Genomic DNA, 15,367 nt, shown 5'->3' with positions numbered 1-15,367 from the left:
TTTTATTTTTTTACAATAATTCTAGTGTATTTTTTATCTTTAGTAACCACTGTTACAATATACATTCCATTAGCCAAGGTATTCCCTTCTACAAAATAGGTATAGGTATCAGTATTTTGTATACCTTCAGGCTTAATAATTTGTTTATTAAAACCGTTAATATCGTTTATAAATACGGTGGTGTTTTGTGGTTCTTTAATGCTATAAGAAATAAGTAAATCTTTTTCAAAAGGGTTAGGATACAGTTTTATAAACTCTTGTTTTTGTTCAGTTAATGCTAAAATAGCTTGGTCAGATAATTCTTTCTCAGAATTATTTAAAATTTGTTTTTTAGTAAGTAACATTCTTATTGGAGCCCCATTTTCTTTCCATTGGTTCACATAATTCACTACTTCTGCTGTTAAATAATTTTTATTACCAAAATGTTTAATAGAAAAATCTACTTCTATTATTTCGTGTTTTAATTCTTTAGGAATTTCTTCTTTAAAGGAAGTATGTGGCATTTTTATAGATAAATCATCATAAAAAAAAGTGTTGTTAATTTGAGTAAAATCTTTGGAATAGGTTTTATTATTAACTTTCCAACTTGTTTGTAACAAGCCTGTATCTTCTTGTTTTGAAAAAGAGATTTCTACAGGTACTTTATGTTCAATAACACTATCAGACCAGTCCATTAGTAAAATAGTACCTTTCCAATTTCCAATTAATTTTTGATCTTCTATTGTTTTGCTGTAAGTAAATTGTGTTTTTTCTTCCTCAGTAATTTGTTCTACAACTTTCTTTTGTTTTTCTGATAATTTATCAGAGATATCAATATTTGTAATTTCTTTAAAATTAGTATTTAAAAACGCGTTAGCTTTTGCAATGTTCTTATTAACACCGTATCCATGATAGTAACATATTCCTAACCAATAGCGAGCCATTGGGTATTTACTCTTTTTAAACCATTTTACAGCTTTTTTATAATCTTGGTTTATGTTACCAAAGCCTTTAAGATATAAATATCCTAAGCTATAGGCAGCTTTGTTATTTCCTAATTTGTAAGCTTTTAAATACCATTTTCTAGCTTTATTGAAATTTAAATTACACCCTATGCCATATTTATAGAGATTTCCTAAATCACTCATAGCTATATGGTTTCCAGAATCAGCAGCCTTTTTAAGTAAATTAAAAGCTTCTTTATCTGTCTTTTCACTATCTTTTTCTAATAGTACTCTAGCCATAATTATCTGTGCTAAAGGGTCATTAATAGCCAAGCAAGGTTTTAAATATTCTAACGCTTTGCCTTTATCTTTTTTATAAAAATCATTGCCTTCAAGATAATTTATGGCTTTGTTAATATTGAATTGGCAATCAATTTGCTCTTGGGAGTTTACTTTGCCTATCATAACAAGTAAACAAATAGTTAAAATAATTTTTTGTGATGTTTTTATCATAGTATTATATATTTTTAAAAAAAAAAAGAATAGATAAGTACTATATACATAGAAGATTTCATAGCTTATTATTGTTTCTTTTTCTTGCTACAAATATATTTATTTTCACAAATTAAGAAACATTTTTATTTCGGTTTCTTAAGTTTTATGTCATTATATGTACATTAATACATTGAGAGAAATCTGACTCTCTTCAAATTATTATTTGTCAAGTTTTTATTCCAATTGTTTTCTTTTTTTTGAAATGATTAGAAGGTTAAAAGTAGTAGTATTAAAAGTGAATTAACTTTACTTTTATAGGAAAAGTCATCATAAAAATGAAAGCAGAAAACATTAAGTATTCTATTTTTAGATTTTTGTCTAGCATCAGGGAGTAGGCAAATAAAGGATCAGAATTCACTTTCTAATTGATAAGGTCTACCAAATGAAGTTGAATTTTTTAAAATATTTTAAATTTATTTATTAATGATAGATTTAATTTTTTTTATCTGAGGTAATATTTGGTGTGCTTGAAAAAGTGAGCATAACCTATATGTTGAAGAGGCTTAAAAATTTTATAAGCTTTTCAATGAGTTTATGAAAATAAAAAAAGTTATTTTTGGTCATTCAAACAACAATCACTAAACCTAAGTTTATGAGCGAAGTAAGACATAACTGGACGAAAGAAGAAATCTTAGCTATATATAATAAACCATTAATGGAGCTGTTGTATGAAGCAGCAACTATTCATAGAGTGAATCATGATCCTAATGTAGTACAAGTTTCTACATTACTATCTATAAAAACAGGTGGGTGCTCAGAAGATTGTGGGTATTGTCCTCAAGCAGCAAGATATCATACAAATGTTGATGGAAATGATTTAATGACTGTTAATCAGGTAAAAGCACAAGCACTTAGAGCAAAATCAGGAGGTAGCTCAAGAGTATGTATGGGAGCCGCGTGGAGAAATGTAAAAGATGGCCCTGAGTTTGATCAAGTATTAGAAATGGTTCGAACAATTAACAAGTTAGATATGGAGGTATGTTGTACTCTAGGTATGGTTACAGAAAATCAAGCTAAAAGATTGGCCGAAGCTGGGTTGTATGCTTATAATCACAATATTGATACTTCTGAAGATTATTATGATGACGTAATTTCTACAAGAGCGTTTAAGGATAGAATTGATACTATTGAAAATGTAAGAAAAACAAATGTAACAGTTTGTTCTGGTGGTATTATTGGTATGGGAGAGAGCCTTGAGGATAGAGCTGGAATGCTAGAGACTTTAACCAGGTTTTCGCCTCACCCTGAGTCTGTTCCTATTAATGCGTTAGTAGCTGTTGAAGGTACACCAATGGAAGAACAACCACCAGTTAATATTTTTGAAATGGTACGAATGGTAGCAACTGCTAGAATTGTTTTACCAGATTCACAGGTGCGATTGTCTGCCGGTAGAACACAAATGAGTAGAGAAGGGCAGGCTATGTGTTTTTTTGCTGGTGCTAACTCGATTTTCGCTGGAGATAAATTGTTAACAACACCTAATCCAGACATCAAAGAAGATATGATTATGTTTGAAGAGTTGGGCTTGAATCCTCAAAAAGCTTTCTATAAACACGAGCAAAGAGAGTCGGTAGAGGCTGAAGAGTCTGTTTATCAGGCTTTAGGAGAAAAGCCTAAATGGACTAGACCAAAACATAAAATTGAGAGAAACGAATCAAAGAAGAAAGAGGCTTTAGAGCTACGTAAGCGATAGCAAATAATTAACTCAAAAATATACAAGCACTTGTCTCATAGATAAGTGCTTTTTTTTAACAAAATCATTTAGAAAGAAGTTAATAACTATTTATTAACTTTGCTTTGCAAAAAAAGTACATGCATGGGATTACAATTGCAGCAAATAGATAGAGTTGAGACTATAACAAAAGAAGACTTCATAAAAAATTATTTTAAACCACAAAAACCTGTGGTAATTGAACGTTTTATTGAAGATTGGCCAGCGTATTCTAAATGGTCGTTAGAATATATTAAAGAAATTGCAGGCGATAAAACAGTACCTCTATATGATGATAGGCCAGTAAATTATAAAGATGGATTTAACGAACCTCATGCTACTATGAAAATGAGTGAGTATGTTGATTTGTTAAAGAAAGAGCCTACTAAGTTTAGAATTTTTTTATGGAATGTTTTAAAAGAGGTACCTCAATTACAAAAAGACTTTAGTTTTCCTGATTTTGGTCTTAGATTAATGAAGGGGTTGCCAATGCTTTTTTTTGGTGGGAGCGATTCGTATACTTTTATGCATTATGATATTGATTTGGCTAATATTTTCCATTTTCATTTTGAAGGTAAAAAGAAGTGTATTTTGTTTGATCAAAAGCAAAATAAATATTTATATAAAATACCAAATTCATTAATTACCAGAGAAGATATAGATTTTAATGACCCTGACTTCGAACAGTGGCCTGCTTTGAAGAAAGCAAAAGGATATGTCACTGAATTAGAACATGGTAATGTTTTGTACATGCCAGAAGGTTATTGGCATTATATGAGATATGTTACACCTGGATTCTCAATGAGCTTGAGGGCTATAGCTCGTAATCCTAAAAACTTAGGAAAAGCTGTATACAATGTGTTTATAATGCGTACAGTTGACAATATAATGAGAAGGTTACGGGGTCAAAAATGGATTGATTGGAAAAATGAAAGAGCAATTATAAAAACGAACAGTGTTCGTTAATTAATACGATATTTAAGTACCAAAAAAGCACCTGGTTTTCAGGTGCTTTTTTATTATGTTATAGAGGTAAAACTATTTAGCTTCAGCATATCTTCTTTCAACTTCATTCCAGTTAATTACTTTGAAGAAAGCATCAATATAATCAGGACGACGGTTTTGGTAGTTTAAGTAGTAAGCATGTTCCCATACATCTAATCCTAAGATTGGAGTTCCTCCACAAGTAACATTTGGCATTAAAGGATTATCTTGGTTTGGTGTAGAACATACTTCAATTTTACCACCTTTATGCACACATAACCATGCCCATCCTGATCCAAACTGAGTAGCCGCAGCTTTCGAAAAAGCATCAATGAAAGCCTCTTTTGATCCAAATTCAGCTTCAATAGCGTCTTTTAATTCTCCTGATAGGTATCCACGATCTTCAGGATTCATAACTGTCCAAAATAATGAGTGGTTGTAAAACCCACCTCCGTTATTACGAACTCCCATGTTATCCATGTCTAAGTTTGCTAGAATGTCTTCAATAGATTTTCCTTCTAAATCAGTTCCAGCAATTGCTGCATTTAATTTAGTAGTATATCCATTGTGATGTTTACTGTGGTGTATTTCCATAGTTCTAGCATCTATATTTGGTTCTAAAGCATCGTAAGCATATCCTAATTCTGGTAATTCAAAAGCCATAGTTATTTCTTTTTAAAAAGTTAATTGTTTTATTTTTCCGACGGTAAATTTAAAGCAAAAAAATAAGGCAAACAATTGTTTACCTTATTCAAAATTTATTTTAGTATAAATAATAACTATTATTTAATAAGTTGGTTTGTCTTTTTGAGAAAACTCAGTCATGAATTCTTCAGCTTTTTCTACCATTTTTTTACTACCACAATAAAAAGGAACACGTTGATGTAATTCAGAAGGATTAATGTCTAAGATTCTTGTAAATCCATCTGAAGCTTTTCCGCCTGCTTGTTCACAAATAAAAGCCATAGGGTTACATTCGTACAATAAACGCAGTTTACCATTTGGGTCAATTGCTGTAGCGGGATAAATATAAATACCACCCTTAATCATGTTTCTATGAAAGTCAGATACTAATGATCCAATATAGCGAGCTGTATAAGGTCTGTTGTCTTCTTTGTTTAATTCTTTACAGTAAATTAAAAAACGCTTCATACCTTCCTGGAAATGAGTGAAATAACCTTCACTTACTGAATAGATTCGTCCCATCTCAGAATACTTCATGTTTGGGTGTGATAAGTAAAATGTTCCAATAGCAGGATTTAATGTAAAGCCATTAACGCCATTACCAGTAGTGAAAACTAACATTGTAGAAGTACCATAGGCAACATATCCAGCAGCAACTTGTTCTCTTCCTTTTTGTAAAAAATCTTCTTTAGTAACAGGAGTTCCGTCTGGAGAAACTCTTCTGTAAATAGAAAAAATTGTACCTACAGAAACATTAACATCAATGTTAGATGAACCATCTAAAGGGTCCATTAACAGTACATATTTATTGTTGTTTTCTTTGTTTTTACCTTCAACAACAACAAAATCATCCTCTTCTTCACTTGCTATCCCACATACAATTTCACGATTTATTAATGTTTGTTTAAATAAATCATTAGCCAAAACATCTAGTTTTTGCTGAGTTTCACCCTGAACATTAATATCCCCTGATGCACCAGTAATATCAACTAAGCCAGCTTTTCTAATTTCATGATTAACTACTTTGGCAGCTAAACGAATAGAATTGATTAAACGAGACAATTCTCCTGATGAATATTTAAAGTGGTTTTGGTTACTGATAATGTATTCACCTAGAGTCATGTGATTGTTGTTCATGTTAAATGTCGTAATTGTGTTTTACAAAGATGCCACTTTTTTACGTTTCTACAACGATTTCGTATTTTAAAATTTTCAACAAAAAAAAATGATATGTTTTAAATTTTAGGTTTATTTAAAAGCATAAGTTTTCAAAGTATCTTTACAAAAAATACTAATTATGAGTTTTATTATTAGAAAAGGAGAAGCAAAAGATGTAAAAGCAATTCTTGATTTGATTGTTGAATTAGCTGTTTTTGAGAAATTGCCTAATGAAGTTGAGGTAACTGAAGAAGAATTGTTGAATGATGGTTTTTCAAACAACCCCAAGTTTAAAACATTTGTAGCTGAAGAGAAAGATGGTAGTATTATTGGGATGGCACTCTTTTATGAGCGCTATTCCACATGGAAAGGAAAAACAATACATTTAGAGGATTTAATGGTAACTCAAAATAAAAGAGGAGTTGGTGCAGGAAAAGCTTTGTATACTGAAGTTTTGAGGTTTGCACATGATTTTGGATATAAACGGGTTGCTTGGGAGGTGTTAGATTGGAATAAAAATGCAATTAACTTTTATGAAAGCACTGGTGCTAAAATTTTAGATGGTTGGCAAGTGGTACAGATGAAAGAAAACAAATTAAGAGAGTTTATAATTAATCAGTAGTGATGAGAGTATTTAAATTTGGAGGAGCGTCGGTTAAAGATGCAGATGCTGTAAAAAATGTAGCAAGGGTTTTACAGCATGAGGGGACAAAAAACACATTAGTGGTAATATCTGCAATGGGTAAAATGACTAATGCTTTTGAAAATCTAATCAATGCCTACTATTATAAGCAAGGCGATTTAAATGAAAAATTTGCTTTTATAAGAGATTTTCATGACAATATGTTACAAGGACTATTTGCTAATAAACAGCAGGATGTTTATGGTAAAATAAGTATTTTGTTTGGAGAGTTGAGCGGATTTATGGGGCAGAACAACTCGACAAATTACAATTATATTTATGATCAGATGGTTGGTTATGGAGAGTTGTTATCTACAATTATTGTTAGTGAATATTTAAAAGAAGTAGGGGTTTTTAATAAGTGGATAGATGTCAGAAATTTTGTAAAAACTGATGGTAACTATAGGGATGCTAAGGTTAATTGGAAGGATACTGAAGAGATAATTCGAAAAAATATAGATGTAGATACGTTAAATATTACTCAAGGGTTTTTAGGGGGTAATAATGATAAAACTACTACTTTAGGAAGAGAGGGTTCAGATTATACTGCTGGTATTTTTGCTTACTGTTTAAATGCTAAAAGCGTTACTATATGGAAAGATGTTGATGGGGTTTTAAATGCTGATCCAAGAGTTTTTAATGAAACAAGTTTACTTGAAGAAATATCCTATACTGAAGCTATAGAAATGGCTTTTTATGGTGCATCTGTTATTCATCCTAAAACAATTCAGCCTTTAGAGAAAAAGAATATTCCCCTTTATGTTCGGTCTTTTGATAACTTAAATAAAAAAGGAACAAAAGTTAGCAAGGGAGTTTTGTTAAAACCTTTAACTTCTTGTTTTATTGTTAAAAAAAATCAAATCCTGATTTCAGTTTCAGCTAAAGACTTTTCTTTTATGGTTGAAGAGAATATTAGTTTTATTTTTAAAAAATTACATGAGTACAAACTAAAAGTAAATTTAATTCAAAATTCAGCTTTGAGTTTTTCTGTTTGTATAGATGATAAGTATAGTAATTTTGATAGATTTTACAATGAACTTCAAGAAATGTATTTAATTAAGTCATACAAAGAAGTGACATTGTATACAATTAGGCATTTTAATGATGAAGCTATTAACACTATCAGAAAAAAAGGAGAAGCAATAATCCGCCAAATAAATACAGAAACAGCTCAGTTGGTTATAAGATAACTGAGAATCATGTTCTATTTTTTTGTACCTTTGCATTTATGCCAAATAGAAATTAATGGGATTAGTTACATCTAAAGAAATTGCTAAAATTGTAGGAGTTGAAAAGCTTGGTGTTGTAGGAACTTTTATAGGTTGGTTATTAATCAGGATTTTACGAATTTCAGCAATTAATAGGATTTATAATAATAATAAAAATAAATCTGATTTGAGTTTTTTAAATGGAGTCTTGGATGATTGCAAAATTGAATTTGAGATACCAGAAGAAGATTTAAAAAGAATACCTAAAGATGGTTCTTTTATTACAATCTCTAATCATCCCTTAGGAGGAATAGATGGAGTTCTATTATTAAAACTTCTAATAGAGAAGAGAGCTGATTACAAAATCATTGCAAATTTTTTATTACATAGAATAGAGCCATTAAAGCCATATGTAATGCCAGTAAATCCCTTTGAAAATCATAAAGATGCTAAATCAAGTGTTGCAGGGATAAAAAGTGCTTTAACCCACTTAAAAGAAGGGAAGCCCTTAGGTATTTTCCCTGCTGGTGAAGTTTCTACATATAAAGATGGTAAATTAATGGTCGATAAACCATGGGAAGAAGGTGCTGTTCGTTTAATTAAAAAAGCAAAAGTTCCTGTAATACCTATTTACTTCCATGCTAAGAATAGTAGATTTTTTTATATTTTATCTAAGATTAGTGGAACTTTAAGAAGTGCTAAACTTCCTTCAGAGGTGATTTCGCAAAAAAACAGGGTTATAAAAGTACGTATAGGTAAACCAATTTCTGTAAATGACCAGAAACAATACACTGATACTCCTTCATTTTATGAGTTTATTAGAAAGAAAACGTACATGTTGGCAAATCCTTTTGAAAAAGCTCCAAATAAAATTTTGTCCGCACAAAATTTAAAAATACCTAAAAAGGTAAAAAAAATAACAACTCAACGATCTTCTGATCTTTTTATTAAAGAAGTTGATAAACTAAGGGATGAAGGTAAAAGATTATTGGCGAGTAAAAACTATGAAGTGTTTTTTGCAAATGCCAAAGAAATTCCTAACATTCTTCATGAAGTAGGAAGGCTAAGAGAAGTGACTTTCAGAGATGTTGGAGAAGGAACCAACAAGCCTATTGATTTGGATAAATTTGATAGATATTATTATCACCTTTTTTTGTGGGATAGTGAAAAGAATGAACTTGTAGGTGCCTATAGAATGGGGTTAGGTAAAGATATCTTTAAGAAATATGGAATAAATGGTTTTTATATTCAAACATTGTTTAGAATAGAGCCAGAACTTCATTCAATGATGCAAAGTACAATCGAATTAGGGAGAGCATTTATTTCAAAAAAATACCAACAAAAACCAATGCCTTTGTTTTTATTATGGAAAGGTATTGTGCATGTAACATTACGCTATCCTAAATATAAGTATTTAATGGGAGGGGTAAGTATTAGTAATCAGTTTTCTGAGTTTTCTAAATCTTTAATGATTGAATTTATGAAGTCTCACTATTACGATCCTTATGTTGCTCAATACATTCAACCTAAAAAAGAATTTAAGGTTAAGTTAAAAGATGCAGATAAAGATTTTGTGTTTGATGCTACAGAGGCTGATATGCAAAAATTCGATAAAATTATAGACGAGATTGAACCAGGGGCGCTTAGAATTCCTGTTTTGATAAAGAAGTATGTGAAACAAAATGCTCGTTTAGTAGCGTTTAATGTAGATCCTAAGTTTAATAATGCCATAGATGGGTTAATGTATATTAAAGTTGCTGACATCCCAGATAGTACTGTTAAACCAGTTATGGAAGAGTTTCAAGCTGAATTAGAGAGAAGAGCTACTGAAAATGCTAATAAATTAGTGTAGTAGCTTTTGAAAAATTATATTATAAAATAAAACCTCGAGAAGTTAACTTCTCGAGGTTTTATTTTATAATAAAGAAATGTGTTGCTTATGCTTTATTGCAACATTCCTTTTTACATTCTTGATTAGAAGCTTTCTTATGTTTAACTTCAGATGTTTTGTAAGTATTACCATCAGCAATACCATCAATAAAAGCAATTATATCTTTTTTATTTGTTTTAGTAGCATCATATTTTACAACAGCTGTACTGTCATTGAAAATAACTTCAGCTTTAATAACACCTTCTTTTTTTGATAATTTAGAAGCGATGGTTTTAGCGCAACCAATTTCACATGTCATGCCAGAGATATTAAAGCTAGCCTCCTCAATATTTTTTGCTATTTCTTCCTTTTTATCAGAATTATCTTTTTGTGCTTCGTTTTTGCAACTAACTGTTAAAAAACTAATTAAAGCAAGTACAAATATTATTTTTTGAATCTTCATTGTTTTTAATTATGGGATTATACTGCAAATTTATCAATAAATTCATTTTTATGCATATAAAAGTCGATTTTTGTGTATAATTTTAAAAAAAATGGGGAGTTACAAACAAAAATGGCTGTATTTATTGTTGCTTTCTCTTATATGGGGAAGTTCATTTATTTTGATGAAAAAAGCATTAATTGGATTGACACCTATTCAGTTAGGAGCTTTACGCATAGTTATTACTGCAGTTTTTTTAATTGTAATAGGATTTAAATCATTAAAAACTATTGATAAAAATCAATGGAAGTGGGTGTTGGTAAGTGCTTTATTAGGTACTTTTTTTCCATCTTTTTTGTATGCATTTGCTATTTTTGGAATAGATAGTTCTATTGCCTCAATTTTAAACTCTATAACACCATTTAATGCATTATGGATTGGAGCGGTTTTTTTTGGTTTTTCGTTTAGAAAAAACCAATTATTGGGTATCTTAATTGGTCTTTTAGGAACGGTTACTCTAATTGTGAAAGGAGCACATTTAAATCCAGATCAAAACTATTGGTATGCATTGTTACCAGTTTTATCTTCATTCGGATATGCTTTTAATGTGAACATCATAAAAAAACATCTACAAGATTTAGATGCGTTGGCAATAACTACAGGGAATTTTATATTGATAATTATCCCAGCGCTTTTGGTACTTGTTTTTTCTGGTTTTTTTACATCCTTTGAATTGAATACTGAAACGAAACCAGCTTTACTGTATATTTTTATTTTAGCTATAGTTGGAACAGGTGTAGCTAAAATAATATTTAATAGACTAATTCAAATTTCATCCCCTATATTTTCAACATCAGTAACGTACTTAATACCAATAGTCGCAGTTATTTGGGGGGTAATTGATAATGAAGAGTTAAGTTTAATTCAGCTTTTGGCTGGTATTGTTATTTTATTTGGAGTGTATTTAGTGAACAAAAAAAAGTAAAAGAGGTAAAACAAGTGAATGTTTTACCTCTTTTAGTGTAGTTGTTTATGAGCTGTTTTTACTTAAAATCAGCATCTGTAACACCTTGATTTACTTTAGCTTCTTTTAAGTTGTATTGTACTTTTTGTGGGCCTAAGTTTCCTGATTTTTTAGTAGGAAATTTAACTCCATCATAAACTTTGTAGTCACTATAAGAAACTTCTTGGTTTTGAGTTTGACCTCCAAAAACAATAGTTTGAGCCTCTTTAATTTTTAATCCGGTCTTAACATCATAATAACCAGTAGTTGATACTACTTTACCTTTTTTAGAGATAGCATATACTTCTTTTCCATTAATAGTTTCAATCCCCGTTAATGTTGTTTCTGAATTAGTTAGTAAACCAAATTCTGGTAAAGTTCCTAATACATGTTTCATATCATTAGCCATGTTTGGAGGCAATGGTTGACCATTCATTTTAATAGCATTCTTATCCATAATAACCTTCATCATAACATTACCATTCATGGCAGTTGAGTTTACATAATGAGTAGCTGTTCTTTTTTCAGTGTTAGCAATTTTTCTTCCCATCGCTTCAGCCTCGTAAACTACCATAGTACTTTTTAGGTTTTTAATTTTATCTAAACCACCAATAGCTTCAAAGTAACTGTTGATTACGGTTTCTTTTGTAATACCGTTAGGTATTTGTTTTTTCATGGCAGGTTTAGTTGTTGGATTTCCATTTTTATCAAAATAGTTTATTTTATAGTCACCTTTTTCAAGGTTTTTTAAAACATCTATTCCTTTACCTGTAATTACAATTCTTGCTTTATCAGCTCTTAAATACTTAATAGCTGCTTTTTGAACGTCGTCAAGTGTTACCGCATTTATGTTTGCTAAATAGTTTTTGTAATAGTCTTTCGGTAAATTATTTTGTAAAATATTTAAAGCATAGTTAGCAATTGTGCTTGGTCTTTCAACAGCCTTTACAAAATTACCTAAGTATTTTGCTTTTGCGATATCTAATTCTTTTTGAGTAGCTTTTTGATAACGAATTTTATTGATTTCTTTCATAGCTTCAACGATGGCACTATCAGTAACCATGTTTCTAACAGAAGCCGATGCTTTAAACCTACTTGCATACCTACTAGCTCCTATACGAGAGTATGCACCATAAGTATACCCTTTATCTTCTCTAAGATTCTTGTATAATCTACCAGTTCCTCCACCACCAAGAATTTGGTTTGCTAGTAAAGCAGCATAAAAATCTTTATCACCCATTTTTAAATCAACAGCATTAATTATAGCTACTTCTGATTGCACAGCATTTGGCATGTTGATGAAATTAATCTCTGTAGTTTCTACATTTTTAACTTCAGGTAATTTTTCAAAATCCATTTTTCCTTTTTCCCATCCACTAAACAAAGAAGTAATTTGTTTTTTTATAGAACGGAAATCAACATCACCAATTACAACTAAATAAGCGTTGTTTGGTTTAAATACTTTAGAATATAAATTTTTAACATCTTGTAATTTTATATTTTTAAGTGTTTCTTCCGAAGTAAACTCACCGTAAGGATGATTTTTACCATAGGTAAGTAGTCCTTCAACCCTACTAGCTATTGCTGTAACACTCTTTTCATTAGACTTAATACCATCAAGAGATTGCTTCATTTGTTTGTCAAACTCTTCTTGTGTAAAAACAGGATTAAAAGCAGCATCTGCCATTAATTTTAACACTTCAGGGAAATACTTTGATAAAGAACTTGCAAAAGCACTCTCTGAACCAAAAGAAATTCGAGCTCCTAAATAATCGACTTTTTTATCAAAATCTTCTTTTGACATATTAGTAGTTCCAGTTCCTAACATACCACCTACAAAGCCTTCAACACCAGCTTTGTTTCCATGAGCCATAGGTGGGTTGTCAATATCTAAAGTTACAGAAACTCTAGGTAGTTTATGATTCTCAACAACTAAAACTTGTAGACCATTTTTTAAAGTGAATTTTTTTGGAGTACCCAAGTTTATCTTTGGTGCAGGTCCAGATTCTGGCATTTTAGTTCTGTCAATTTGAGCAGAAATACTCATTGATAAGAATAAAAATGCGATAATTGAATATATCTTTGTTTTCATTTTTCTTATTTTAATTTGATTACTTCTTTTTAGATGTAGGTAAATAGTCTATTACAACACGTCTGTTTTTTGCTAAATATTTTTTAGCGACTGCTCTAATTTCTTCTTTAGTAATTGAGTTAATGATTTCTAATTCATTATTAATTCTATGGGTGTCACCCATTAGCATATAGTTACTAGCTAAAGAAGAAGCAATACCTTGTACACTTGAATTAGAGGAAACAAAACGATTTTCAAATTTGTTTCTTACTTTTTGCAAGTCTTCGTCAGAAATTAATTCTGTTTGTAATTTTAATACTTCTTCGTCTATCTCTTTTATTAAATCGTCTAAAGAATTTTTACCCAAAGGAATTGCTCCAATGGTATAAACACTATAATCAACCATAGGTCTGCTAAAAGAGAAAATTGCTAAAGCTTTCTTTTTGTCTTCCACCAATTTCTTTTGAAGTCTAGAACTTTTACCGTCACTTAGTATTGTTGAAATCACGTCTAACACTTTTGATTCTCTATCCTTCATAGAAGGAGTGTTGTGTAATAGAACAACAGCAGGTAATTGAATGTTAGAGTCGTATTCAGTAACTCTTTTTTCTTTTTTTCTTTCAGGTTCTATTATCGTTACTTTTTTTGGTAAAGTTCTAGCAGGAATTGTTCCAAAATAACTTTTTATTAATGATTTTGCTTCTTTCTTTTGGAAATCTCCAGCTAAAACTAAAACGGCATTGTTAGGCATATACCATTTATCATAAAAAGCTTTGAACTCCTCTAATTTAGCATTGTCTAAATCTTTGATGAAGCCAATTATTGGTCTTCTGTAATTATGTTTATCGAACAAATGTTTATATACTTCCCCATATATTATTTTTCCATATGGTGCATTGTCTAAACGTTGTCTTTTTTCTTCTTTTACTACTTCATTTTGAGTATCAACTGCTTTTTGATCTACAATAGGATGTAGTAATCTTTCAGATTCCATCCATAAAGCTAATTTTAATTCATTAGAGGGAAATGTTTCATAATAGTTGGTTCTATCAGCACTTGTTGTTGCGTTACCGCTACCCCCTCTTGAAGATTGTATTTCACTCCATTTCCCACGTTCAATATTTTTAGTTCCAGTAAATAATAAATGCTCATAGAAGTGTGCCATTCCTGTTTTACCATCTACTTCATCTTTGGCACCAACGTTGTATAACACTTCTAAAGCAATTACTGGAGCAGAGTTATCTTGATGCAAAATAACATGCATACCATTGTCTAAATTGTACTCTTCGAATTCAACTTTTTGAGCATTAGCTGAGAAGCCAACGAACAAAGCAGTTGCAAGAGTTATAATATTTTTTTTCATTGATAAATTCTTTAATTTTTTATATTGATTTGTCCTATGTGACGTAAAAATATTTGTTTTGTTACATTTAACATTAAAAAATAGTATATTTTATTTAATTAGGATTAATTTTCTGACTTGTAGATTGTTTCTTGTTATAAAAACTGTATATTTGCACCCGCATTTTCTTTAAGAAAGTGTAATAAGTATAAACGCAAAACAAAAAGTATGTACGCAATCGTAGAGATAGCAGGGCAACAATTTAAAGTAGCAAAAGACCAAAAAGTTTACGTTCACCGTTTACAAGAAGCTGAAGGATCAAAAGTAACTTTTGATAAAGTAATGCTTGTTGAAGATAAAGGAAATGTAACTATTGGCGCCCCAGCTATAGAAGGTGCAGGAGTAACTGCAAAAATTCTAGGTCACTTAAAAGGTGATAAAGTAATCGTTTTCAAAAAGAAAAGAAGAAAAGGTTACAAAAAGAAAAATGGACACAGACAGTATTTAACTGAAATCCAAATTGAAGGAATCGCTACTTCTGGAACGAAAAAGGCAGCATCAAAAAAGGAAGCTCCTAAAGCAGAAGTTAAAGAAGAATCAAATGATTTAAGTTCTAAAACTGTTGCAGAATTAAAAGCTTTAGCTAAAGATAAAGGTATTACAGGATACACTTCTTTAAAGAAAGCTGAATTAATTGAAGCATTAAGTAAATAATTAACTTTAAAAACTTACAA

13 protein-coding genes are annotated in these 15,367 nt (G+C 30.4%); 7 read left to right on the top strand and 6 right to left on the bottom strand.

Annotation, left to right across the window (positions count from 1 at the left end; genetic code table 11):
• Window positions 1–2: 2 nt before the first annotated feature.
• Window positions 3–1,436, bottom strand: coding sequence for a T9SS type A sorting domain-containing protein (locus ACMFBB_RS10150; RefSeq protein WP_435260671.1), 1,434 nt, complete (start codon window positions 1,434–1,436; stop codon window positions 3–5).
• 634 nt (window positions 1,437–2,070) lie between these two features.
• Between ACMFBB_RS10150 and bioB the strand changes: the two genes are divergently transcribed.
• Both bioB and ACMFBB_RS10140 read left to right on the top strand, forming a co-directional pair.
• A complete protein-coding gene (gene bioB / locus ACMFBB_RS10145) occupies window positions 2,071–3,171 on the top strand; it encodes a biotin synthase BioB (protein WP_435260670.1) in 1,101 nt (366 codons plus the stop codon).
• A 123-nt stretch (window positions 3,172–3,294) separates the two neighbouring features.
• Window positions 3,295–4,155, top strand: coding sequence for a cupin-like domain-containing protein (locus ACMFBB_RS10140; protein ID WP_435260669.1), 861 nt, complete (start codon window positions 3,295–3,297; stop codon window positions 4,153–4,155).
• Window positions 4,156–4,227: 72 nt separating this feature from the next.
• Here the strand turns inward: ACMFBB_RS10140 and ACMFBB_RS10135 are convergent, their stop codons facing one another.
• Window positions 4,228–4,836, bottom strand: coding sequence for a superoxide dismutase (locus ACMFBB_RS10135; protein WP_435260668.1), 609 nt, complete (start codon window positions 4,834–4,836; stop codon window positions 4,228–4,230).
• A gap of 123 nt (window positions 4,837–4,959) precedes the next feature.
• Entirely contained in the window at window positions 4,960–5,994 is a 1,035-nt protein-coding gene (fbp, locus tag ACMFBB_RS10130; protein WP_435260667.1) for a class 1 fructose-bisphosphatase, read from the bottom strand.
• 160 nt (window positions 5,995–6,154) lie between these two features.
• Between fbp and ACMFBB_RS10125 the strand changes: the two genes are divergently transcribed.
• The 3 genes from ACMFBB_RS10125 to ACMFBB_RS10115 are packed head-to-tail and all read left to right on the top strand — an operon-like array spanning window position 6,155 to window position 9,757.
• Entirely contained in the window at window positions 6,155–6,637 is a 483-nt protein-coding gene (locus ACMFBB_RS10125) for a GNAT family N-acetyltransferase (RefSeq protein ID WP_435260666.1), read from the top strand.
• A gap of 2 nt (window positions 6,638–6,639) precedes the next feature.
• Window positions 6,640–7,887, top strand: a complete 1,248-nt coding sequence (locus ACMFBB_RS10120) for an aspartate kinase (protein WP_435260665.1) — start codon at window positions 6,640–6,642, stop codon at window positions 7,885–7,887.
• Between the two features lie 55 nt (window positions 7,888–7,942).
• Window positions 7,943–9,757, top strand: a complete 1,815-nt coding sequence (locus ACMFBB_RS10115) for a GNAT family N-acyltransferase (RefSeq protein ID WP_435260664.1) — start codon at window positions 7,943–7,945, stop codon at window positions 9,755–9,757.
• Between the two features lie 85 nt (window positions 9,758–9,842).
• Here the strand turns inward: ACMFBB_RS10115 and ACMFBB_RS10110 are convergent, their stop codons facing one another.
• On the bottom strand, window positions 9,843–10,238 hold the full coding sequence (locus tag ACMFBB_RS10110) for a heavy-metal-associated domain-containing protein (RefSeq protein ID WP_435260663.1): 396 nt from the start codon (window positions 10,236–10,238) through the stop codon (window positions 9,843–9,845).
• Window positions 10,239–10,329: 91 nt separating this feature from the next.
• Here ACMFBB_RS10110 and ACMFBB_RS10105 point away from each other — a divergent pair, with 91 nt between their 5' ends.
• Window positions 10,330–11,202 (top strand): DMT family transporter, encoded by an 873-nt coding sequence (locus tag ACMFBB_RS10105; protein ID WP_435260662.1) that lies wholly within the window; start codon window positions 10,330–10,332, stop codon window positions 11,200–11,202.
• A gap of 58 nt (window positions 11,203–11,260) precedes the next feature.
• Here ACMFBB_RS10105 and ACMFBB_RS10100 read toward each other — a convergent pair whose 3' ends face one another.
• Both ACMFBB_RS10100 and ACMFBB_RS10095 read right to left on the bottom strand, forming a co-directional pair.
• A complete protein-coding gene (locus tag ACMFBB_RS10100; RefSeq protein ID WP_435264256.1) occupies window positions 11,261–13,312 on the bottom strand; it encodes a M16 family metallopeptidase in 2,052 nt (683 codons plus the stop codon).
• Window positions 13,313–13,331: 19 nt separating this feature from the next.
• Complete coding sequence (locus tag ACMFBB_RS10095; RefSeq protein WP_435264255.1) at window positions 13,332–14,654, bottom strand: M16 family metallopeptidase; 1,323 nt, start codon at window positions 14,652–14,654, stop codon at window positions 13,332–13,334.
• A gap of 207 nt (window positions 14,655–14,861) precedes the next feature.
• On the opposite strand from ACMFBB_RS10095, the gene rplU reads away from it, so the two are divergent.
• Window positions 14,862–15,347 (top strand): 50S ribosomal protein L21, encoded by a 486-nt coding sequence (rplU, locus tag ACMFBB_RS10090; protein ID WP_435264254.1) that lies wholly within the window; start codon window positions 14,862–14,864, stop codon window positions 15,345–15,347.
• Window positions 15,348–15,367: the final 20 nt, after the last annotated feature.

This window comes from Tenacibaculum sp. nBUS_03 (assembly GCF_051201695.1).
In the GTDB taxonomy this organism is placed as follows: domain Bacteria; phylum Bacteroidota; class Bacteroidia; order Flavobacteriales; family Flavobacteriaceae; genus Polaribacter.
The sequence above is the reverse complement of the archived record's forward strand: the minus strand, read 5'-3'. Positions and strand labels throughout refer to the sequence as shown.

Excerpts from the sequence above, each read along its gene's own strand:
- ACMFBB_RS10100 (WP_435264256.1), bottom strand. The coding sequence starts at position 13,312 with ATGAAAACAAAGATATATTCAATTATCGCATTTTTATTCTTATCAATG.
- bioB (WP_435260670.1), top strand. The coding sequence starts at position 2,071 with ATGAGCGAAGTAAGACATAACTGGACGAAAGAAGAAATCTTAGCTATA.
- ACMFBB_RS10120 (WP_435260665.1), top strand. The coding sequence starts at position 6,640 with ATGAGAGTATTTAAATTTGGAGGAGCGTCGGTTAAAGATGCAGATGCT.
- ACMFBB_RS10135 (WP_435260668.1), bottom strand. The coding sequence starts at position 4,836 with ATGGCTTTTGAATTACCAGAATTAGGATATGCTTACGATGCTTTAGAA.
- fbp (WP_435260667.1), bottom strand. The coding sequence starts at position 5,994 with ATGAACAACAATCACATGACTCTAGGTGAATACATTATCAGTAACCAA.
- rplU (WP_435264254.1), top strand. The coding sequence starts at position 14,862 with ATGTACGCAATCGTAGAGATAGCAGGGCAACAATTTAAAGTAGCAAAA.
- ACMFBB_RS10115 (WP_435260664.1), top strand. The coding sequence starts at position 7,943 with ATGGGATTAGTTACATCTAAAGAAATTGCTAAAATTGTAGGAGTTGAA.
- ACMFBB_RS10095 (WP_435264255.1), bottom strand. The coding sequence starts at position 14,654 with ATGAAAAAAAATATTATAACTCTTGCAACTGCTTTGTTCGTTGGCTTC.
- ACMFBB_RS10105 (WP_435260662.1), top strand. The coding sequence starts at position 10,330 with ATGGGGAGTTACAAACAAAAATGGCTGTATTTATTGTTGCTTTCTCTT.
- ACMFBB_RS10110 (WP_435260663.1), bottom strand. The coding sequence starts at position 10,238 with ATGAAGATTCAAAAAATAATATTTGTACTTGCTTTAATTAGTTTTTTA.
- ACMFBB_RS10125 (WP_435260666.1), top strand. The coding sequence starts at position 6,155 with ATGAGTTTTATTATTAGAAAAGGAGAAGCAAAAGATGTAAAAGCAATT.
- ACMFBB_RS10150 (WP_435260671.1), bottom strand. The coding sequence starts at position 1,436 with ATGATAAAAACATCACAAAAAATTATTTTAACTATTTGTTTACTTGTT.
- ACMFBB_RS10140 (WP_435260669.1), top strand. The coding sequence starts at position 3,295 with ATGGGATTACAATTGCAGCAAATAGATAGAGTTGAGACTATAACAAAA.